This window comes from Stenotrophomonas sp. Sm6012 (genome assembly GCF_030985895.1).
Classification (GTDB): domain Bacteria; phylum Pseudomonadota; class Gammaproteobacteria; order Xanthomonadales; family Xanthomonadaceae; genus Stenotrophomonas; species Stenotrophomonas forensis.
Genome location: NZ_JAPTFX010000002.1, coordinates 1 through 19,286 on the forward strand (window position 1 = coordinate 1; position 19,286 = coordinate 19,286).

General features: G+C 61.5%; 19 protein-coding genes. 8 read left to right on the forward strand and 11 right to left on the reverse strand.

What is annotated here, in order from left to right; genetic code table 11:
- Nucleotides 1-87 precede the first annotated feature (87 nt).
- The 3 genes from O0J73_RS00610 (at nucleotide 88) to O0J73_RS00620 (ending at nucleotide 5,745) form a co-directional block, all read left to right on the forward strand.
- Nucleotides 88-1,203, forward strand: coding sequence for an anticodon nuclease (locus tag O0J73_RS00610; protein WP_308307744.1), 1,116 nt, complete (start codon nucleotides 88-90; stop codon nucleotides 1,201-1,203).
- A gap of 3 nt (nucleotides 1,204-1,206) precedes the next feature.
- Entirely contained in the window at nucleotides 1,207-4,305 is a 3,099-nt protein-coding gene (locus O0J73_RS00615; protein ID WP_308307745.1) for a type I restriction endonuclease subunit R, read from the forward strand.
- 267 nt (nucleotides 4,306-4,572) lie between these two features.
- Nucleotides 4,573-5,745, forward strand: a complete 1,173-nt coding sequence (locus tag O0J73_RS00620; RefSeq protein WP_308307746.1) for an HNH endonuclease signature motif containing protein — start codon at nucleotides 4,573-4,575, stop codon at nucleotides 5,743-5,745.
- Between the two features lie 156 nt (nucleotides 5,746-5,901).
- Here the strand turns inward: O0J73_RS00620 and O0J73_RS00625 are convergent, their stop codons facing one another.
- On the reverse strand, nucleotides 5,902-6,258 hold the full coding sequence (locus O0J73_RS00625) for a hypothetical protein (protein ID WP_053508934.1): 357 nt from the start codon (nucleotides 6,256-6,258) through the stop codon (nucleotides 5,902-5,904).
- Between the two features lie 554 nt (nucleotides 6,259-6,812).
- Complete coding sequence (locus O0J73_RS00630; protein ID WP_308307750.1) at nucleotides 6,813-7,736, reverse strand: LysR family transcriptional regulator; 924 nt, start codon at nucleotides 7,734-7,736, stop codon at nucleotides 6,813-6,815.
- Between the two features lie 97 nt (nucleotides 7,737-7,833).
- On the opposite strand from O0J73_RS00630, the gene O0J73_RS00635 reads away from it, so the two are divergent.
- The 3 genes from O0J73_RS00635 (at nucleotide 7,834) to O0J73_RS00645 (ending at nucleotide 10,067) form a co-directional block, all read left to right on the forward strand.
- Nucleotides 7,834-8,673 carry a type 1 glutamine amidotransferase domain-containing protein gene (locus O0J73_RS00635; RefSeq protein WP_308307751.1) on the forward strand — a complete coding sequence of 280 codons (840 nt, stop codon included), beginning with the start codon at nucleotides 7,834-7,836 and terminating at the stop codon, nucleotides 8,671-8,673.
- A gap of 98 nt (nucleotides 8,674-8,771) precedes the next feature.
- Nucleotides 8,772-9,509 carry a hypothetical protein gene (locus O0J73_RS00640; protein ID WP_308307802.1) on the forward strand — a complete coding sequence of 246 codons (738 nt, stop codon included), beginning with the start codon at nucleotides 8,772-8,774 and terminating at the stop codon, nucleotides 9,507-9,509.
- A 78-nt stretch (nucleotides 9,510-9,587) separates the two neighbouring features.
- Complete coding sequence (locus O0J73_RS00645; RefSeq protein WP_308307752.1) at nucleotides 9,588-10,067, forward strand: hypothetical protein; 480 nt, start codon at nucleotides 9,588-9,590, stop codon at nucleotides 10,065-10,067.
- A gap of 126 nt (nucleotides 10,068-10,193) precedes the next feature.
- Here the strand turns inward: O0J73_RS00645 and O0J73_RS00650 are convergent, their stop codons facing one another.
- Nucleotides 10,194-11,570, reverse strand: a complete 1,377-nt coding sequence (locus O0J73_RS00650) for a hypothetical protein (RefSeq protein WP_308307753.1) — start codon at nucleotides 11,568-11,570, stop codon at nucleotides 10,194-10,196.
- 128 nt (nucleotides 11,571-11,698) lie between these two features.
- Between O0J73_RS00650 and O0J73_RS00655 the strand changes: the two genes are divergently transcribed.
- Nucleotides 11,699-12,481: a 3-hydroxybutyrate dehydrogenase gene (locus O0J73_RS00655; protein ID WP_308307803.1), complete on the forward strand. Its 783-nt coding sequence runs from the start codon at nucleotides 11,699-11,701 to the stop codon at nucleotides 12,479-12,481.
- Here the strand turns inward: O0J73_RS00655 and O0J73_RS00660 are convergent.
- From O0J73_RS00660 to O0J73_RS00690, 7 genes are all read right to left on the reverse strand, one after another.
- Nucleotides 12,478-13,242: a hypothetical protein gene (locus O0J73_RS00660; protein ID WP_308307754.1), complete on the reverse strand. Its 765-nt coding sequence runs from the start codon at nucleotides 13,240-13,242 to the stop codon at nucleotides 12,478-12,480. The genes O0J73_RS00655 and O0J73_RS00660 overlap by 4 nt on opposite strands.
- 97 nt (nucleotides 13,243-13,339) lie before the next feature.
- A complete protein-coding gene (locus tag O0J73_RS00665; RefSeq protein ID WP_308307755.1) occupies nucleotides 13,340-13,717 on the reverse strand; it encodes a DUF4180 domain-containing protein in 378 nt (125 codons plus the stop codon).
- Complete coding sequence (locus O0J73_RS00670) at nucleotides 13,710-14,576, reverse strand: alpha/beta fold hydrolase (RefSeq protein ID WP_006435389.1); 867 nt, start codon at nucleotides 14,574-14,576, stop codon at nucleotides 13,710-13,712. The genes O0J73_RS00665 and O0J73_RS00670 overlap by 8 nt, the downstream gene beginning before the upstream one ends.
- Entirely contained in the window at nucleotides 14,573-14,992 is a 420-nt protein-coding gene (locus tag O0J73_RS00675; RefSeq protein WP_308307756.1) for a helix-turn-helix domain-containing protein, read from the reverse strand. Before O0J73_RS00675 ends, O0J73_RS00670 begins: the two co-directional genes overlap by 4 nt.
- A 134-nt stretch (nucleotides 14,993-15,126) precedes the next feature.
- Complete coding sequence (locus O0J73_RS00680; RefSeq protein ID WP_308307757.1) at nucleotides 15,127-15,585, reverse strand: SRPBCC family protein; 459 nt, start codon at nucleotides 15,583-15,585, stop codon at nucleotides 15,127-15,129.
- 2 nt (nucleotides 15,586-15,587) lie between these two features.
- Nucleotides 15,588-15,902 (reverse strand): metalloregulator ArsR/SmtB family transcription factor, encoded by a 315-nt coding sequence (locus O0J73_RS00685; RefSeq protein ID WP_005416268.1) that lies wholly within the window; start codon nucleotides 15,900-15,902, stop codon nucleotides 15,588-15,590.
- 11 nt (nucleotides 15,903-15,913) lie between these two features.
- A complete protein-coding gene (locus O0J73_RS00690) occupies nucleotides 15,914-16,369 on the reverse strand; it encodes an SRPBCC domain-containing protein (protein WP_308307758.1) in 456 nt (151 codons plus the stop codon).
- Between the two features lie 212 nt (nucleotides 16,370-16,581).
- Between O0J73_RS00690 and O0J73_RS00695 the strand changes: the two genes are divergently transcribed.
- The gene (locus tag O0J73_RS00695; protein ID WP_308307759.1) at nucleotides 16,582-18,351 is read left to right on the forward strand and encodes an oleate hydratase; all 1,770 of its coding nucleotides are present in this window, start codon (nucleotides 16,582-16,584) and stop codon (nucleotides 18,349-18,351) included.
- 48 nt (nucleotides 18,352-18,399) lie between these two features.
- On the opposite strand, the gene O0J73_RS00700 is transcribed toward O0J73_RS00695, so the two are convergent.
- Complete coding sequence (locus O0J73_RS00700; protein WP_006435415.1) at nucleotides 18,400-19,239, reverse strand: oxidoreductase; 840 nt, start codon at nucleotides 19,237-19,239, stop codon at nucleotides 18,400-18,402.
- Between the last annotated feature and the right edge of the window lie 47 nt (nucleotides 19,240-19,286).

Below are 19,286 nucleotides of genomic sequence, written 5' to 3' on the forward strand. Positions count from 1 at the left end.
CTGACCCACCGGAGCGGTATGCTCCCCAACCTGGACTCTACTAAGTAGCTAGTGGCCCTGAGAAAGGGGGCAGGTCAGAGGCGTAACATGAGCAAGACGCTCGCGGATGTCGCTCAACAACTGCAGGACGCTAACAAGAAGGTGCAGTTGATCTATGCCTTCAATGGGACAGGAAAGACGCGGCTGTCGCGGGCGTTCAATCAGTTGATTTCTCCTAAGGAGGCGGGCGACGAAACGATGCCGTCGGCGTTGGCCGATAAGAAGGTGCTTTACTACAGCGCTTTTACCGAAGATCTGTTCTACTGGGACAATGATTTGGGGCGAGATGCCGAGCCCATGCTGAAGATCCAGCCCAATGCGTTCACTAAGTGGGTGCTGGAGGAGCAAGGCCAGGACCAAAGCATCATTACCACCTTTCAGCGCTACACTAGCGACAAGTTGACACCCCATTTTGGCGTGGATTTTTCCTCGGTCAGTTTCTCGTTTGAACGTGGAAATGAGGCGCATGAGCCCCACATAAAAATTTCCAAAGGTGAAGAAAGCAACTTTATATGGAGTGTTTTCAATGCCTTGCTGGAGCAGGTTTTTGCAGAGCTGAACATCCCGGAAGTGGCCGACCGCTCCACCGATGTCTTCAACAATCTGGGTCACATCTTCGTGGATGACCCGGTGAGCTCATTGGATGAGAATCATTTGATCGAGCTAGCGGTGAATTTGGCTGGGCTGATCAAATCCAGTGAATCCGGCCTGAAGTTCATCATCACCACGCACAGTCCGTTGTTCTACAACGTGCTGTTCAATGAGCTTAAGACTAAGACCTGCTACATGCTGGAGCGTTTCGAAGACGGCAGCTACACGTTGACGGAAAAGCAGGGCGATTCAAATAAGAGCTTCTCGTACCACCTGCACCTGCTACAGACAATCGAGCAGGCCATTGCTGATCGCAGGGTTGAGCGGTTTCATTTCACCCTGCTGCGCAATCTCTACGAGAAGACGGCCAGCTTCTTGGGCTATCCGAAGTGGTCTGAGCTTCTGCCAGATGACAAGCAGCTGTATTACGGGCGCATCATCAATTTTACCAGCCACAGTACGCTGTCCAGCGAGGCCGTTGCGCAGCCATCGCCTGCCGAGAGCGCGACAGTCAAACTGTTGCTGGACCACCTGAAAAACAGTCATGCCTTTTGGCAGCCACAGGGCGCCTGACCAATGAACGACTACAAGGTGATTGCCGAGTCCAAGAACTTCATCGTCCTCGACCAGTACACCCGTGAGTGGAACGTTGCCGAGAGCTACCAGAGCGAAGGTGATCTGGAGCGGGAGTTGATCCAGGATCTGGTCAATCAGGGCTATGAGTTTTCTTCGTCCATCAGGACCCCTGCCGACCTGCTGGCCAACGTGCGCGTGCAGTTGCAGGCGCTCAACGAGGTTCAGTTCGCCGAAGGTGAGTGGCTGCGATTCGTCGAGTCCTGGCTCGACAAGCCCAGCGATGGCATTGTCGAGAAGGCCCGCAAGATTCACGATGACTACGTTCATGACTTTGTCTTTGACGACGGGCGCATTCAGAACATCTATCTGCTCGATAAGAAGAATATCCCCCGGAACAAGGTGCAGGTGATCAAGCAGTTCGAGCAGGCGGGCGCGCACGCCAATCGCTATGATGTGACTATTTTGGTCAATGGCTTGCCTTTGGTGCAGGTGGAGCTCAAGAAGCGCGGCGTAGCGATTCGTGAAGCTTTCAATCAAGTGCACCGCTACAGCAAGGAGAGCTTTAACAGCGAGCAGTCCTTGTTCAAGTACCTGCAATTGTTTGTGATCTCCAACGGCACTGACAGCCGCTATTTCGCCAACACCACGCAGCGAAACAAGAACAGCTTCGACTTCACTATGAACTGGGCGAAGGCGGACAATACGCTTATCAAGGATTTGAAGGACTTCACCGTCACCTTCTTCCAGAAGAACACGCTGCTCAACGTGCTGCTGCGCTACTCGGTGTTCGACGTCAGCAATACGCTGCTAGTGATGCGGCCCTATCAGATAGCAGCCACAGAGCGAATCCTGCGGAAAATCAACAGCAGCCATCAGGGCAATAACTGGGGCGGAAAGGAGAGCGGCGGCTTCATATGGCATACCACGGGCTCGGGCAAGACACTGACTAGTTTCAAGGCGGCGCTCCTGGCTACAGAGCTGGATTTCATCGATAAGGTGATCTTCGTAGTTGATCGCAAGGATCTGGACTACCAGACCATGAAGGAATATCAGCGTTTCTCGCCGGACAGCGTGAATGGCTCGGAGAATACGGCTGGCCTAAAGCGCAACCTGGAGAAGGGCGACAACAAGATCGTCGTGACCACCATCCAGAAGCTCAACAACCTCATGAAGAGCGAGGTGGACTTGCCCATCTACGGCAAGCAAGTAGTGCTAATCTTCGATGAGTGCCACCGCAGTCAGTTTGGTGAAGCCCAAAAGAACTTGAAGAAAAGGTTCAGAAAGTTTACCCAGTTCGGCTTCACAGGCACGCCCATTTTCCCGGAAAACGCTTTGGGAGCCGAGACTACTGCAAGCGTATTCGGCCGTGAGCTGCACTCGTACGTGATCACTGACGCAATCCGTGACGAGAAGGTGCTGAAGTTCAAGGTGGATTACAACGATGTACGCCCGCAGTTCAAGGCTATCGAGACCGAGAAAGACGAAAAGAAGCTGAGTGCGGCCGAGAACAAGCACGCCCTTCTGCATCCGGACCGCATCCGCGAGATCACCCGGTACATCCTGACCCACTTCCGGCAGAAGACCCACCGCCTGCATGCGGGTAGCAAGGGCTTCAACGCTATGTTTGCCGTCAGTAGTGTGGATGCCGCCAAGCTGTATTACGAGTGCTTCCGGGAGTTGCAGAAGACCAGTGACAAGCCACTGAAGGTGGCGACCATCTTCTCGTTCGCGGCCAACGAAGAACAGGATGCGATTGGCGACATCCAGGACGAGAGCTTTGATGTGTCGGCCATGAGCAGCAGCGCCAAGGAGTTCCTGAGCGCAGCAGTTGCCGACTACAACGCGCTGTTCAAGACTAACTTCAGCGTGGATAGCAACGGCTTCCAGAATTACTACAGGGACCTGGCCAAACAGGTGAAGGCCAAGGAGATCGACCTGCTCATCGTGGTGGGCATGTTCCTGACGGGCTTTGACGCGCCTGCGCTCAATACGCTGTTCGTCGACAAGAACCTGCGCTTCCACGGGTTGATGCAGGCTTACTCTCGTACCAACCGCATCCTCGATGCTACCAAAACCTTCGGCAACATCGTCACCTTCCGCGACCTTGAACAGGCCACCATCGATGCCATCACTCTGTTCGGTGACAAGAACACCAAGAACGTAGTGCTGGAGAAGAGCTACTCCGAATACATGGAAGGCTTCACCGACGCGGTGACTGGTGAGGCGCGACGCGGCTTTAAGGACGTGGTGCAGGAGCTTGAGGCACGCTTTCCAGACCCCACAGCGATTGAAAGAGAGGCCGACAAGAAGGCCTTCGTCAAGTTGTTTGGCGAGTACCTACGCGTTGAGAACATTCTGCAGAACTACGACGAGTTCGCCAGCCTGAAGGAGCTTCAGAGCGTCGACCTGACGGATGCCGCTGAGGTGGAGTCCTTCAAGGTCAAGCACTACCTGAGCGACGACGATCTGACTGCTCTGCAAGCCATCACTCTCCCCGCGGAGCGGAAGATCCAGGACTACCGCTCAACCTACAACGATGTGCGCGACTGGCTGCGGCGGGAGAGGGCGGGGGCCGAGAAGGAGCAGTCGACTATAGACTGGAATGACGTGGTTTTTGAGGTCGATCTTCTCAGGTCGCAGGAAATCAATCTGGACTACATTCTGGAGCTGATTTTCGAGCACAACAAGAAGATCAAGAGCAAGTCAGAGTTGGTCGAGGAAATGCGGCGTGTGATACGTGCAAGCCTCGGGCAGCGCGCAAAAGAGGGCCTGGTGGTTGATTTCATCAATCAGACCGACTTGGACAAGATTGGCGAAAAGGCGAGCGTGATTGAGGCCTTCTACACTTTTGCCCAGGCGGAACAGCACCGTGAAGCGCACGAGTTGATCGTTGCCGAGAATCTCAATACTGATGCCGCCATACGCTACATCACTACCTCACTCAAGCGCGAGTTCGCCAGTGAGAACGGAACAGAACTCAACGCGGTGCTGCCCAAGATGAGCCCTTTGAATCCGCAGTACCTGGCCAAGAAGCAGAGCGTGTTCCAGCAGATCGCCGCGTTTGTAGATAAGTTTAAGGGAGTGGGTGGGCACATCTGACGAGCAGTGAATTAGGCGGAGGGCGCTGAAATGCGTACAGCGTTCTGTTGCTGGGCGCCATTGCACGTAGCAAAATCGATGGGTAGTGGGCGTTCCATAGCGAGAAGCCACCCCGCCGTGCACTGGCATAGAAGGCTCCTGCGGAATTTGGGTGAGAACACGGGCCCAAAGCAAATTCCCGGGTGACAAAAGGGGGCAGACTCCCAGCTTATGGCACTGCCATGGGGGGGCAACTGCCAACAATTCAAGAAAGTGGACAGAACTCCTGTGAACCGAACTGAAAAAGCTTTCATCGCAAGAGGGGTTGACTCCGGGACTGCCCGGAAGCTCAGAATTGATGGATGGTCAATTTCGAAAGTAAAGAGTGCTTCGCAGGACGAGTTGGAGGCTGCGGGGCTTAGTGCGGAATTTATCGCGAAGATATTCAAAGAGCAGCGTCCGCCAATCCCTGATGATATTCTTTCAAAGCTTCTTTTCGATAATAGATTTCAATGCTGTGTTTGTCGCGACCCAAGCCTGCCAATCATCGTCCACCATATAGAAGAATGGGCTCGGAGCCGTTCTCATGCGCCGGAAAATCTCGCAGTATTGTGCTTGGCGCACCATAGTGATGCACACTCAAAGAAGGAGTTGGCGCAGAATCTCGATGCTAAAACGCTGGCAAGGATGAAAAGTGCTTGGCAGGAGGAGGTGAGGAGATTTGATTCAGAGTCGATACTGAAGTCCATGCGCCTTGAGTATTCAAACTGGAACTACATTAATGAACTCCGCGTTTTTGAAATAGCTAAAGAGCTCCAAATTGACTGTACTCGTGTCGACCATTTCTCCACCCTTGTAGCGATGGGGGTCGCGGAGCCTGTCGGGCTACCCGCTCCTGTCGCCAATCAGGACAGTCTTTTCTACAAGTACGAAGGTCCGAAAATAATTGGTCGATACTTTTATACGTCAGAAATTCTCAATCGTGTTATATCACTTCTGCCGATAGTAAATGTCTCCGATTGGCTCGAGCGTGCCGTTCTAGGCTTTGCCTTGGTGCCGGGAGACTTTATTTTCGTTCAGGGCGCTCATACCTTCTCGCCTCTTGGGAAGAAGAGGAATGGGAGAGGGCCAGGTCAGGTTTGTCGGGGGTATAGGGCGGCCAATCACGTCGAGATTAGCTTTATATTCGACCGCTGGGAGGCTACTTCAAGTTCGGCAAAAAGCCAATGGCTTTCTGGTACGAAGAATCAAGGTAGTCTAGTGCATGTAAAGGATATCGTCCGAGACAGTGGGAAATTGCTGGTAACTGGAACTGTCCTCGGAATTTGCTCGAACCTTGGTGATCTAAAGACCCGTGAATATGCAGCGAATCTATTGGCAAGCGGTGGGCTTGATGGGCATTTCGCGGGCAACGAGGAAGAAGACGATGAAGATTTGGATGAAGAAATAGATTTCATCTAGATCTGGCCCTAATTCGGTAACAGCTTAAACAGCGGGTTAAGTTCCGTGCCTCAAGACTAGCCTGTATGCTTTTGCAATCGTGGAGATCGGCTCATATCCGGAAGCATACATTCAGTTCAGGGGAGGTCTGTGGTGGGCCAATGAGGGCAACGAGGATCATTCGGGCCTTACCTCGTGGCACGCCCACTCAACCAACCCGCGGCAAGCCAGAAACAGCCCATCCACCACCCCCTCATCCAAATGCCGCTCCGGCTCCGCCGCCACCCTGCAGCGGTCTGCCGCGTGCAGCACCTCCAGCACCGTCAGCGCGCCCACCATCGCGCGCTCGCTCTTCGCCAGGCTCACGCGGCGGCCGGGTGACACATCGTTCTCGGGCCAAGGCAGCCCATCGGCTCCCTCGCCTGCGCGAATGCGCGTGAGGATGCCGAGCAGGGAGTTCAGGTCGGGCAGGGGCGTGTCGTCGTTGATGGGCTCAACAACGGTGTACGAGGAAAAGGTGTCGGACTTTTTCATGACGTCGGCTTCCGTGGCTGTACTTAACAGCGCCACCCTGAAGAAGGTGGCGGACGATGCGTGGCTGCAAACCGGGACGAAGTAGTGCCATTACCGGTGGGTCCGAAAACCCCCACGCACCGCCCGCCATACAGGCCGACGGATTGCCCGCCGACACCGCTTGGGGACGGTGCCGACGGACAAGCGCAAACAACTGGCACAACAATCGTCGCGGGTTTGCAGACCCGGAGCCACCCGTTGTCGGTGGCGCGCCATGTTGTTTACGCGGTCGCTCCGAATACCAATTGAAATTCGCGAAGAGATCGCAGAATTCGAGAGCGGGAATCTATTGTGGCACGCACTATTCGTGCCGTAGGCCTCATGACCCGACGCATTCGCGCAGTCGCGCTGCTGATCGCGAACAAGAGCGTCGCAATCGCCCGTGCCTTCAGGGGATAGCGAGACAGCCGCCTTTACAACAATTCGTATTCCGAACCGGGTCGCAGCACCGCACGATCAGTCAGGCAGGCCGAAAAGCGGTCCAAAGCCGACACCGCAGGAAGGCGGCAGAAACCTCAACCCACGCCGTCCTCAATCACCGCCGTATTCCCTACCAGCAACTCAATCATCGCCCTTGCCGCCGCCGACTGCCGCCGATGCGGTGCATAGATCACCGAGAACGGCCGCGACCGCCCCCGCAGTTGAGGCAGCACTTCCACCAGCTGCCCACGCTGCAACCGTTCGCGCACGATGAATTCGTAGCTCTGGCAGATGCCGATACCCTGTTCGGCCAGCGACACCACGCCCAGCACATCGTCGGAGGTCTCGATGGACGAACGCGGCAGCCAGTCCACGTCGCGCTCGCCGTCGCGGAAGATCCACGGCGCCAACCGCCCGGTGCGCGGCATCACAAACGGCAGGCACAGGTGCTGCTGCAGGTCGTCCAGCGTCTGCGGCGTACCCCGGCGCAGCAGGTACTCCGGCGAAGCCACCAACAGCAGTGGCGCATCCTCCAGCTTCCGCCCCACCAGCCCGCTGTCTGGCAGCTGGCCCAGGCGGATGGCCAGGTCGAAGCCTTCGGCCACCAGGTCCACGTTGCGGTTGGTGATGTTCAGTTCCACCTGCACCTGCGGGTACTGCTGCGCAAAGCGCGCCAGCACGGGCGGCAGCCGGTAGTGGCCATAGGTGGTGGGCACGCTCAGGCGCACGCGGCCGGCCAGCGCACCGTCCTGGGCCAGTACGTCGCGCTCGGCGTCGTCCAGCAGGCCAAATGCCGTGCGCACCTGTTCCAGATACAGCCGCCCGGCGTCGGTCAGGCCCACGCGGCGGGTGGTCCGCTGCAGCAGCTGCCGGCCCAGCCGCGCTTCAAGGCGGGTGACCGCGCGGCTCAGCACCGAGGGCGTGGTGGACAGCGCCACCGCGCCGGCGGTGAACGTGCCGTGCTCGACCACCGCCAGGAACACCTCTACATCGCCCAGGTAGTCGAACTTGCGGCTCATTTGGCTCTCCGGGGAACAGATGTTTTGCGATGGGGCCAATTTATCGCCGCTGGGGCGATGAATAAAGTGGCCGCCATTCCCTGATAGGAGCTCCCCCGTGAACATGATGACCCGGCTGGCCGCAGCGCTGGCCCTGACCCTGGCCGCCAGCGGCGCGCAGGCCGCCAATGTGCTGGTGGTGCTATCCGACGAGAACCACCTGGACCTGAAGGACGGCAAGGTGCTGCCCACCGGCTTCTATCTCAACGAGCTGATGCAGCCGGTCAAGCTGCTGCTGGACGCAGGCCACGAGGTAACCTTCGCCACGCCGCAGGGGCGGGCGCCGACGGTTGATGCGTCCTCGGTGACGCCGGCGTACTTCGGCAACGATGCGGCGCAGCTGAAGCTGCACAAGGAACTACTGGAGAAGCTGGCGCTGACCTCGCCGACGGCCTCACCGGTGGTCAGCCTGGCGCGCGTTGAGCAGCAGGGCTACGCGCGGTTCGATGCGGTCTATATTCCCGGTGGCCACGCGCCGATGCAGGATCTGCTGAAGAGCCCCGCGCTGGGCCGGTTGCTGGCCGACTTCCACAAGCGCAACAAGACGACAGCGCTGGTCTGCCACGGGCCGATCGCGTTGCTGTCCACGTTGCAGGATGCCAACGGTTTCGTAGCGAAGCTGAAAGCGGGCGCGACGCCGGCCACGCCGAAATGGATCTACAGCGGCTACCAGATGACGGTGATCAGCAACCAGGAAGAGGAGCAGGCCAAGCCGATGCTGGGCGGCGGTGAAATGAAGTTCTACCCGCAGACCGCGTTGCAGCGGGCGGGTGCGAAGTTCAGCAGTAACACCGCGCCGTGGACCGGCCATGTGGTGGTGGATCGCGAGCTGATCACCGGGCAGAACCCGGCTTCGGCGCTTGAGGTCGGGCAGCGGCTGGTGGAGCGGTTGAAGTAAGCCATGTTCTGCATCGCATGCGGTGCCGTGGCACCATGACGGGCTGGCCTCGTCCTTCGGGGCGGGGCCGGTTTTCCAGGGAAGCCCTTCAATACGACATGCGAACGTCCATCCGCTTCATTCTCTCCGCCCTGTGCCTAGCCCTGTTGTCTGGCTGCGCCAGTGGGCCGGACTACCACCATTCCAATCGCGAGATCACCAGCGCATTCGTGGCCGACGACGGCAAGCTGTACCTGCTGCCGGTCTATGACGAACCAATGCGCTTTGATGCGGCGCCGTTCCGTGATTACCGTGCCCTGATGGACAGCCCGCTGCGCGAGGCCGTGGTCTGCGCGCAGCTGTACTTCCGCGAGGACTGGCGCGTGCCGGCCGACCGGAGCAAGGTGCACGGCAGCTACGCGCTGCTGCTGCGGCCGGAGCAGGTGACGCCGGAACAGGCGGCGCAGTTCAAGCTGGAGCGGTTGGAGATCAGCCCGAGGGTGGCCAAGGCCATCGCTGCGTTGACGCGCCAGCCGTACATCCTTGAAGCCCGGAGCCGTTACGAGCTGGCGGCCAACCCGGACTGCAATCTTTCCAGGCAGGGCGGCAGCTATTACAGCGCGCTGTTCGAGAGTGACGGCGAGCGGGTGAAATTGCCGGATGCCGCTGCGCTGGCCGCGAAGGCGAAGCTGGCGCAGTCGATCACCGCGCGGGCGGAGCGGATCCGGCCGGACGATACGGACAAGCCGGGGGTTGGGACGGCGGCTGGGAAGGTGTTGGGGGCTGCGTTGGTGCCGGTGGCGGTTCCGGTGTTTGTGTTGAGCCTGCCGTTTTTGGGGCCGGATCATTGGAAGTGATGGGGCGTTGAGGGGGAGCATCCACGCATGGCGTGGATCTACTTGGGCATCGCCTGAACGTTCATCCTGGAGATCTGTGTGCCCAGCACGCTGGAAACTGTTTTGAAGACCGCAGGTTTCATTGTCCTTGCGGCGCTTCCGTTGGTGATCCTCTGGTTTACCCTTCGGCGAATGGCAGCAACTGCTCGCTCGTCCGTGAAGTCGGGGCTGCGTTTGGATCCCCCTCGCCGGATCTCCGGTACATCCATGACCTTGGTGATGGTGGATGGGAAAGAGGATCGGGAGCACTACTTCTTTGATGCGGCGTCCTTTTACCTGCGACGTGGGCCGGTGCCTACGGCGGTTCCGCTCTCGCAGATCACCTCAGTCACACGAACGTCCGACAAGATCTACGGGCGCTATGTCTGGCAGGTGTGCTTCAGCAGAGCGTCGGGCAGAAAGTGCGTGACGTTTACCAACAACCTGACGCTGTTCAACCGCGATTTCCTGCTGTTCCTGGAGGCGGTGCGGAAGGCCAATCCGCTGGCGTCCGTCGATCGAGCCGGTCTGTTCTTCTGATTGTGCGGCGATATCAGCGGCGCTGATTGGCAAATGGAGGGGCTAGGGGGCGAGTTGCCTTGGACACGGTGCTGGGCGATTCAGTTGTGCGGGCGTTGATGGAGTGAATCCACGCATGGCGTGGATCTACTGGCACCTCTGCCTGCCGCCAGCCACACAGCTTGCCCGCCAATGCTCCCAGGTCTTGGGATCGATGCCGGCTTTCAGCGCAATGCCCTGCAGCTCTGCCCAGCCCTTCGGCGAAGGAGAGGCCAGCAGCCCGCGCATGAAGGCCTGCATCTTCGCTTCGCCCACCTGTTTCTCCAGCGAGAGCAACAGCAAGGGGGCATAGACGTAGCGATACATCTCGCCCAGATCGGAATTGCCGTCGATGGCATCGAATGCGGGCAGCGGCGTGTCCTGCGTGTCGATGGCCGATTGCAGTCGCGCAATATAGCGATCGGCCGCGGCATCGCCACTGATCTCACGCAGCGCCTTGATCGACAGGAATTCGGCGCTGGATTCCAGCAGCACCCAGAAGTAGGGGCCCTGCGGACGGTTCAGCGTGCCGAAGTAGTAATGGCCCATTTCGTGCGCGATGTACTGCACGCGTCGCTCGGCTTTCTCGCCACCGGCCAGCAGTGAATCGGCCACGTTGCCGACGCTGCCGCTCATGGCGATGGTCGGCCAGGTGGCAAAGCCCCATTCGCTGCCCTCGCGGTCGCGCTCGATCTGGTTGAGCGTGACCATGCGCAGGAAAGTAGGGCGGTCGGCCAGCGGCACGCCCAGGTAGCGCGCATGCACGTCGGCCACCTGCTGCACCGTGCGGGACAGTGCATCGACCTTGGCCGTGGGCAAGGTTTCGTTGAGGATCGTGACCTGCGCGGTGCGGGTGATCGGGCCGTTGCCGCCGAACAGCAGGATCGGCCGCGCGTTGTCGCTGCGGAAGCGGCCCTGCGCGCCTTCGATGGCGGGGCTGCCGTTGAGATACAGGAAGCGGCAGCCGGCGCAGTCCACCTGCAGGTCGTAACGGCTCTGGCTGCTGCGCACGCGCGCTTTGGGGTCGAACGCCTGCGGCAGCCATGCGGACTGTTCGGTGAAGCGGGCGCTGTCGCCGTTGAAGGCCATCATGCCTTTGAAGTCGCCCAGGGCATCGTGCTTCGGGTACAGCGGGAACGCGCCGACGTACTGCACGCAGATATTGGTGGTGGGATTGGCCAGGGTGTAGACGCGCGCTTCGCCATCCACGCCCGGGCCGAACCAGCCATCGAAGCCGACGGGCTTGCCTTCGCCATCGGTGACCCGTGCCACGTTCAGGCCGGCATTGAGCACGAAGTGGGCTTGGGCGTTGGCAGGCGAATTGGACAGGCACACATGGCCCTCTACGCGGCCGCTCGCGATATCCACCCGCACGCTGCCGGTGGTGAGCGGCGTGGTTGGCTGGGCGGGCAATGCAGCCTGGCTGAGGACAGGGGCGAGCAGTGCGGCGACAACGAAGGGCAGCAGGGCCTTGCAGGGGGTCATCGAGCCATCCTTGGGTGGATGGTGGTGAATATAGAGGGAATGTGGATTCCTGCCGAGAGGGAGCATCCACGTATGGCGTGGATCCGCGGGGCTACACTGATGGTCATCCCTCCGATGGAAGCTCGCCCATGTTCTCTGGAAAGGTTGCGGTCGTCACCGGCTCCACCAGCGGTATCGGTCTTGGTATCGCCACGGCGCTGGCGCGGCAGGGTGCCGACATCGTGCTGAATGGCTTTGGCGATGCGGCGGAGATTGAGCGCATTCGTTCCCAGCTGGAGGCCGAGTTCGGCGTGCGGGTCGCGCATGATGGCGCCGACCTTTCGCGCGGCGAGGCGGTGCGCGGAATGATCGACCACGCCGTTGCGAAGATGGGCCGTATCGACATCCTGGTGAACAACGCGGGCATCCAGCACACCGCATCGATCGAAGAGTTTCCCGCTGAAAAGTGGGATGCGATCCTGGCGCTGAATCTCTCGGCCGTGTTCCATGCAACGGCGGCGGCCTTGCCGCACATGAAGCACCAGGGCGCTGGCCGCATCATCAACATCGCGTCGGTGCACGGGCTGGTCGGTTCGGTGAACAAGTCGGCCTATGTGGCGGCCAAGCATGGCGTGGTGGGGTTCACCAAGGTGACCGCGCTTGAGAATGCGGGCACCGGCATCACCGCGAATGCTATCTGCCCGGGCTGGGTGCGGACGGCGCTGGTCGAGCAGCAGATCACGGCGTTGGCCGAGAAGGACGGCACGGATCAGGAAGCCGCCGCCCGTGCGCTGCTGGCCGAAAAGCAGCCTTCGTTGCAGTTCGTGACGCCCGAGCAGCTGGGCGAGATGGTGGTGTTCCTGGCCTCGGACGCTGCGGCGCAGATCACCGGCACGGCGTTGCCGGTGGATGGGGGCTGGACGGCCCGCTAATTGGCGGGCTGCGCGCGCCGCTGCAGCATCGGCAGCGCCACCAGTGTCGCGAGGATGGTGAACAGCACCAGCGACGATCCCACCGTGCCGAAGCCCAGGCCACCCTTTTCCAGCGGCTTGGTGAGCAGGTCGCCGAAGGTGGCGCCGAACGGGCGGGTGAGTACGAAGGCGATCCAGAACAGGATGACCCGGTTGATGCCCTTGATGCGGGTGGCCAGCGCGGTGAGTGCGATGAGGCTGCCGATCAGCAGCGCGCCGCCGGTGAAGCCCAGCCCGGAATCGTCGGCGAGGAAGTCGCCCAGGGCGGTGCCGAGCGTGTTGGAGAACAGTACGGCTGTCCAGTAGAAGCCTTCGGCGCGGCGCGATGCGATGTTGCTGACCGAGATCGACTTTTCCGACACTCGCCACGCCAGCAGCACCAGCGCCAGGCAGCCGGCCAGCAGGCTGGCGCCGGTGGCGTAACCGAGGCCGAGCGTGCGGTCGAGCAGATCGGACATCGTGGTGCCGGCGGTGCTGGTGGCCAACACCACCGACCAGAACAGTACCGGGTGGAAGCGCCGCGCGGACAGTTGCACGGCCAGCAGGCCGCCGAAGATGGTGAGCAGGATGGCCGAGCTGGCCACATAGCCCAGGTTGAGCGTCATCGACAGCAGATCGCCCGCAGTCTCGCCGAGGGTGGTGGCGGCGATCTTCATCACCCAGAAGCCAAGGGTGACCGCCGCCACTTTGCTGTGCAGGGAATCTGCCTCTGAAGCACTCATCGAACATCGCCTGGGGAGCCTGTGGGTGATGCTGTGGCGGGCGGCGTCGGAGTGCGGTCGGAACCGGGTTCGGTGAGGGTGAGCGTGGGGCTGGCGTTCAGCCCACGCTGGCCGAGGCCGAAAGGCGAACCAGCAGGGCATTCCAGTCGGACACGAAGCAGCCGTTGTGGCCGCGGTTGCACTCAATGATCCACGCGTCCAGCGATTCGCTCTGTGCGCGGTAGTCGCTGACATCGCCCAGCACGGCGAAGTGCAGGCGGTAGTTCACCAGCATCTGCAGCCACTGACCGGCCATGCCGGAGCGAAGCTCGAAGAATTCTGGAGAGAGGCGTTGCACCGGCACGGCGATCCACTCGGCCTGATGCCCAAGGGCATCGCCGACCAGGTCGCGCAGGCCGTTGGCATCGAGTGCGGGGCCCTGCGGCGCAATGCGCAGGAGGCGGGTGGTGCCGAAGTGTTCAATGGAATCATTCATGCTGGAGGTTCTGCAGTTGACGCAGCCGGGCGAGGATGTCTTCGCGCAGGCCGGGGATGTAGTGATAGGCGTCTGCGAGCAGGGTGACGTCCGCCGTCGGGACGAGCCGCTTCATGCGTTCGGCGGCGGCAGGGGTGTCGATGAGGGCATCACGCGCGCCCATGACAAGGGCTGCCGGCGGATGCAACGCAGCCAGGCGCTCGTCGCTGATGCGGGGAATGCGCAGCGGACGTGGCCGAACCTCGGCACGGATCAATGCCAGCAGGTCGAGCAGCGGCTGCGCACGTGCAGGTGCATGCAGTGGCGCGGGACCCATGACGGCACGGCGCAGGCGCTCGCGCCCCCATTGGCCAAGCAGCAGCAGTGGCAGCGCCTTGAGCAGGAATGCACGCTGGCGCCCGATACCCGAGGGGCTGACCAGAACCAGTGCGTTGACCCGGGCAGGCCTTCGCAACGCGTAGTCCAGTGCCAGGAAACCGCCGAACGACAGGCCCACGAATGCAGCGCTTTCCACGCCGAGTGCGTCGAGGACATCATCCAGCCATTGCGCATGCGCATCGCTGTCCAGCGCAGGTTGCGTGCCTTCGCTGAGGCCCGGTTCGCCAATGATGTCGACGGCATGCACGCGGTAGTGTTCGCTCCAACGTGCGGCATCGAACATCCAGCTGGCGGCATTGCTGAGGGTGCCATGCAGCAGCACCAGGGCAGGGCAGTGTTCGGGGCCGCAGCTGACCACGAATGTCGAACCGGCGCGGGTGGCGAGATGGTGCGATTCGTGTGGTACCGGCCAGTCCGAAAGCACCTGGCGGTAGGCGGCAAGCACGCGCTGTGTGGGAATGCCTGGGCGCTGCCGCTTCATGCGCTGCGGTGCTGCAGCAGACGCTGCAGGCTGACCAGCAGCGCCGTGGAACCTGCCAGGCCACCGATCACGATCAGCTTGAGCACATCGTGCTCAGGCGAATAGATCGTCTCCATGCGCAGCGGCTCACCGTCGGCCTCGCGGCCGGTGACGCGCGCATGCAGGGCACGCACCAGGTCGGCGGCACGTGCCGCACCGCATCCGGGAATATCCACCACCGTGGTCAGCTGTGGGCGCGCAGGGGAGGGCTGACGCACGGTGCCGGTGAACACGTCGAGGTCTTCGACGGTGATGCGATAGGACTTGCCGATGCGGGTCGCGCGCAGTTGGCCGCTACGGATATGCCGCAGGACGGTTTTGGGGTGCAGGCTGAGCTGCTGGGCAGCCTGATCGACGGTTAGCAACGCGGGGGACATATCGGAACTCGAGAACCATGCGCTCCCTATTGTTCCATAAAATGCAATTTTAGGGAGCGATTGGGGATTGCGCGGCGACGGCGACAGGGGGCCATCTGCCCGGTACCACTCGCGCGGGCCAACCCTCCCGACGACTACGCTGGCTTCGCGAACACATCCAGCCCTTTGCCGGTCTCCAACAACGACTTCAGGCTCGACAGCACGATCGGCCAGCCCTGGCGGATACCGGTATCCATGCCGCTGCCCGGTTCCAGTTCGTCGTGGGTGACGGTCAGACGCACCATGTCCTGGTAGGGCACGATGTCGAAGGTGACGCGGCTGTAGGCATTGGGATTGTCGGCTTGCGAGGCGGCAGCCCAGGTGATGACCAACCGGGAGGGCGGTGCGCTTTCCACCACTTCGCCAACCAGTTCAACCGAGCGCGTTTCGTTGGCACGCACATGCTGCCAGCGCGAGCCGGGCTTCCAGTCCGAGACGTTCTCATGGCCCCAGTAGCGGCTGGCGATCTCGGGGCGGGTGATGGCCTCGAACACCTTCTGCGGGGTGGAGGCGATGTAGATCACGTGGATGAAGCGGGTGGACTCTGCGGACATCGTCATTCTCCTTCCAGTTCTCGTTTCAGGTCATGCAGCAGGCTCAGGCGCTGCTGCTCGAACTTGCGGACCCAGCGCTCGTACACCTCGTGCAGCGGCACCGGGTTGATGAAGTGCAGCTTCTCGCGGCCACGGCGCACGGTGCTGATGAGGTTGGCGTCTTCCAGCAGGCCCAGGTGCTGGGTGACCGATTGCCGGGCCATGTCCAAGTGCTCGCACAGCTGGCCGAGCGTCTGCCCGTTGTCTTCGCAGAGCAGGTCCAGCAGCGTCCTGCGCGTCGGGTCGGCCAGTGCCTTGAACACCTTGTCTGCATTCATGCGGGGCGTCTTCAGTTCCAGTTGTCGATCCTGACGTCGTGCGGGTTGGGGTGGCCTTTGCCGGTTTCCAGCAGGGTCTTGAGGCTGAGCAGGAACACCGCCCACTTGGTGCTGCAGTGGGAGGTGAACTCGACGCGCTCTTTCCAGCCTTCGTGGGTGAACAGGACGATGCAGTAGTCGCCTTCCTGTTTCAGCGCGAAGCGTGCGTGGGTGCCGATCCATTCGGCGGGGCCGGCGAGGAATTCCCAAAGCACCAGCTGGCCGGGAATGAGCTGTTCCAGCTTCATTTCCATGGCGCCGATTTCCTGGCCGTTGTTGGTGAAGCGCACGTTGACCTTGCCGCCGACATCGCGGTCGCCGTGGCTGTCTTCGGCCCACCAGGCGGCGACGCCTTCGGGGGTGGCCAGGTCCTGGTACACCTGGCTTGCGGGGGCCTTGATGCCGACCCTGTGTGCGATATCCACCATGGCAGGTTCCTCGCGATGGGCGGGCGGGTGCCGTCCTTGGGGGGACTATAGGCAGGCAAATACCTGCATGTCAACCGTGGTTGCGGAAGGGATTACCAGGCATGGCCGGGCACTGCTGCGGCATTTGGTCGCAAGCGCTCGCAACCATTCCTAAGCGGTGCTGACGCATGCGGCGTTTACAGTGGGGTTACCCCTCCAGGAAGGAGCAGTGCATGTACTACAGCAGTGGCAACTACGAAGCCTTCGCGCGCCCGCGCAAGCCGGCGGGTGTTGATGGCAAGCGCGCGTGGTTCGTCGGTTCGGGGCTGGCGTCGCTGGCCGGTGCGGCGTTCCTGGTGCGCGACGGCCGCATGGCCGGTGAGCGCATCACCATTCTCGAACAGCAGCAGATTGCCGGTGGCGCGCTGGACGGCCTGAAGGTGCCGGAGAAGGGATTCGTGATCCGTGGCGGCCGCGAGATGGAAGACCACTTCGAATGCCTGTGGGACCTGTTCCGCTCGATCCCGTCGCTGGAGATCGACGATGCCAGCGTGCTGGACGAGTTCTACTGGTTGAACAAGGATGACCCGAACTATTCGCTGCAGCGGGCCACGATCAATCGCGGTGAGGATGCACATACCGATGGCCTGTTCACCCTGACCGAGCAGGCGCAGAAGGACATCATCGCGCTGTTCCTGGCCACCCGGCAGGAGATGGAGAACAAGCGCATCGATGAGGTGCTGGGCCGCGATTTCCTGGACAGCAACTTCTGGCTGTACTGGCGCACCATGTTCGCGTTCGAGGAGTGGCACTCGGCGCTGGAGATGAAGCTGTACCTGCATCGCTTCATCCACCACATCGGCGGCCTGCCGGATTTCTCGGCGCTGAAGTTCACCAAGTACAACCAGTACGAATCGCTGGTGCTGCCGTTGGTGAAGTGGCTGCAGGACCGTGGCGTGGTGTTCCAGTACGGCACTGAGGTGACCGACGTCGACTTCGATCTGCAGGCCGGCCGCAAGCAGGCCACGCGCATCCATTGGACCCGCGATGGCGTGGCCGGTGGCGTCGATGTGGGCGCGGATGACCTGGTGTTCATGACCATCGGCTCGCTGACCGAGAATTCAGACAATGGCGATCACCACACGGCGGCGCGCTTGAATGAAGGCCCGGCGCCGGCGTGGGACCTGTGGCGGCGCATCGCCGCGAAGGACGCGGCGTTCGGGCGCCCGGACGTGTTCGGTGCGCATATTCCCGAGACCAAGTGGGAATCGGCCACGGTAACCACGCTGGATGCGCGCATTCCCGCCTATATCCAGAAGATTGCCAAGCGCGACCCGTTCAGTGGCAAGGTGGTGACCGGCGGCATCGTGAGCGTGCGCGACTCGCGCTGGCTGATGAGCTGGACGGTGAACCGGCAGCCGCATTTCAAGAACCAGCCCAAGGACCAGATCGTGGTGTGGGTGTATTCGCTGTTCGTGGATACGCCCGGTGACTACGTGAAGAAGCCGATGCAGGACTGCACCGGCGAGGAGATCACCCGCGAGTGGCTGTACCACCTGGGCGTGCCGCTGGACGAGATCGACGAACTGGCTGCGACCGGTGCGAAGACGGTGCCGGTGATGATGCCGTACGTGACCGCGTTCTTCATGCCGCGCCAGGCCGGTGACCGCCCGGACGTGGTGCCGGAGGGGGCGGTGAACTTCGCCTTCATCGGCCAGTTCGCCGAGTCGAAGCAGCGCGACTGCATCTTCACCACCGAGTATTCGGTGCGCACGCCGATGGAAGCGGTGTACACGCTGTTGGGTATCGAACGCGGCGTGCCGGAGGTGTTCAATTCCACCTATGACGTGCGCTCGCTGCTGGCGGCAACCGGTCGCCTGCGCGATGGCAAGGAGCTGGACATTCCCGGGCCGGCTTTCCTGCGCAACCTGCTGATGAACAAGCTGGACAGGACGCAGATTGGTGGCCTGCTGCGCGAGTTCAAGCTGGTGCAGGAGGACTGAGCCGGCCGGAGGGAGGCAGGCGGTGAGCGCATCGGCTGCCGCCGCGCCTTACGCGTCGCCGTCGGTGGAGCGGCTCAGCTGTTCCCAGGCATCGAGGGTGCTGGCCATCGATGCCAGCTTCGCGCGCACCAGCTGCAACGCGTCGCTGCCCAGCAGCAGGTGGCTGGGCGGCGCGTCGCTGTTGATGATCTGCAGCATGGCCTGCGCGGCCTTCACCGGATCGCCCAGCTGATGGCCACTCTTCGCCTCGCGCGCGCTGCGGATGGGGTCGAACAGCGCGTCGTAATCTTCAATGCTGCGCGGTGCCCGTGCCATCGAGCGCCCGGCCCAGTCGGTGCGGAAGGAGCCCGGTGCAACGGCGGTGACGTGGATGCCGAACGCCGCCACTTCCTTGCCCAGCACTTCGCTGATGCCTTCCAGCGCGAACTTGCTGCCGCAGTACCAGGCGATGCCGGGCATGGTGATGAAGCCGCCCATGGAGGTGATGTTGAGGATGTGGCCGCGACGGCGCTCGCGCATGTGCGGCAGCACGGCCTTGATCATCGCGGCCGGGCCGAACACGTTCACTTCGAACTGATGGCGCAGCTCGGCCAGCGTGGATTCTTCGAGGATGCCTTCGTGGCCGTAACCGGCGTTGTTGACCAGCACGTCGATGGCGCCGACGTTTGCTTCGACATCGGCGACGAGCGCATCGATGGCATCGGCATCGGTCACGTCCAGCAGGCGGCCGAAGGCGCGGCCGGGAGCCAGCGCTTCGAATGCCACGCGCGCTTCGTCGTTGCGCACGGTGCCGACCACGCGGTGGCCGGCGTGCAGGGCCTGCTGGGCGAGGGCGCGGCCGAAACCACTGCTGACGCCGGTGATGAGGATGAGGCGGGAGGAGGTCATGGCGATCAGGCTCGTTGGGGAGGGCTTGCACGTTAGTGCTTGAACCG

Coding starts and splice junctions, on each gene's coding strand:
- O0J73_RS00680 (WP_308307757.1), bottom strand. CDS start 15,585: ATGTCCGCAGAGTCCACCCGCTTCATCCACGTGATCTACATCGCCTCC.
- O0J73_RS00665 (WP_308307755.1), bottom strand. CDS start 13,717: ATGAATGATTCCATTGAACACTTCGGCACCACCCGCCTCCTGCGCATT.
- O0J73_RS00690 (WP_308307758.1), bottom strand. CDS start 16,369: ATGGTGGATATCGCACACAGGGTCGGCATCAAGGCCCCCGCAAGCCAG.
- O0J73_RS00655 (WP_308307803.1), top strand. CDS start 11,699: ATGTTCTCTGGAAAGGTTGCGGTCGTCACCGGCTCCACCAGCGGTATC.
- O0J73_RS00640 (WP_308307802.1), top strand. CDS start 8,772: ATGCGAACGTCCATCCGCTTCATTCTCTCCGCCCTGTGCCTAGCCCTG.
- O0J73_RS00685 (WP_005416268.1), bottom strand. CDS start 15,902: ATGAATGCAGACAAGGTGTTCAAGGCACTGGCCGACCCGACGCGCAGG.
- O0J73_RS00660 (WP_308307754.1), bottom strand. CDS start 13,242: ATGAGTGCTTCAGAGGCAGATTCCCTGCACAGCAAAGTGGCGGCGGTC.
- O0J73_RS00700 (WP_006435415.1), bottom strand. CDS start 19,239: ATGACCTCCTCCCGCCTCATCCTCATCACCGGCGTCAGCAGTGGTTTC.
- O0J73_RS00615 (WP_308307745.1), top strand. CDS start 1,207: ATGAACGACTACAAGGTGATTGCCGAGTCCAAGAACTTCATCGTCCTC.
- O0J73_RS00675 (WP_308307756.1), bottom strand. CDS start 14,992: ATGTCCCCCGCGTTGCTAACCGTCGATCAGGCTGCCCAGCAGCTCAGC.
- O0J73_RS00695 (WP_308307759.1), top strand. CDS start 16,582: ATGTACTACAGCAGTGGCAACTACGAAGCCTTCGCGCGCCCGCGCAAG.
- O0J73_RS00670 (WP_006435389.1), bottom strand. CDS start 14,576: ATGAAGCGGCAGCGCCCAGGCATTCCCACACAGCGCGTGCTTGCCGCC.
- O0J73_RS00630 (WP_308307750.1), bottom strand. CDS start 7,736: ATGAGCCGCAAGTTCGACTACCTGGGCGATGTAGAGGTGTTCCTGGCG.
- O0J73_RS00625 (WP_053508934.1), bottom strand. CDS start 6,258: ATGAAAAAGTCCGACACCTTTTCCTCGTACACCGTTGTTGAGCCCATC.
- O0J73_RS00650 (WP_308307753.1), bottom strand. CDS start 11,570: ATGACCCCCTGCAAGGCCCTGCTGCCCTTCGTTGTCGCCGCACTGCTC.
- O0J73_RS00610 (WP_308307744.1), top strand. CDS start 88: ATGAGCAAGACGCTCGCGGATGTCGCTCAACAACTGCAGGACGCTAAC.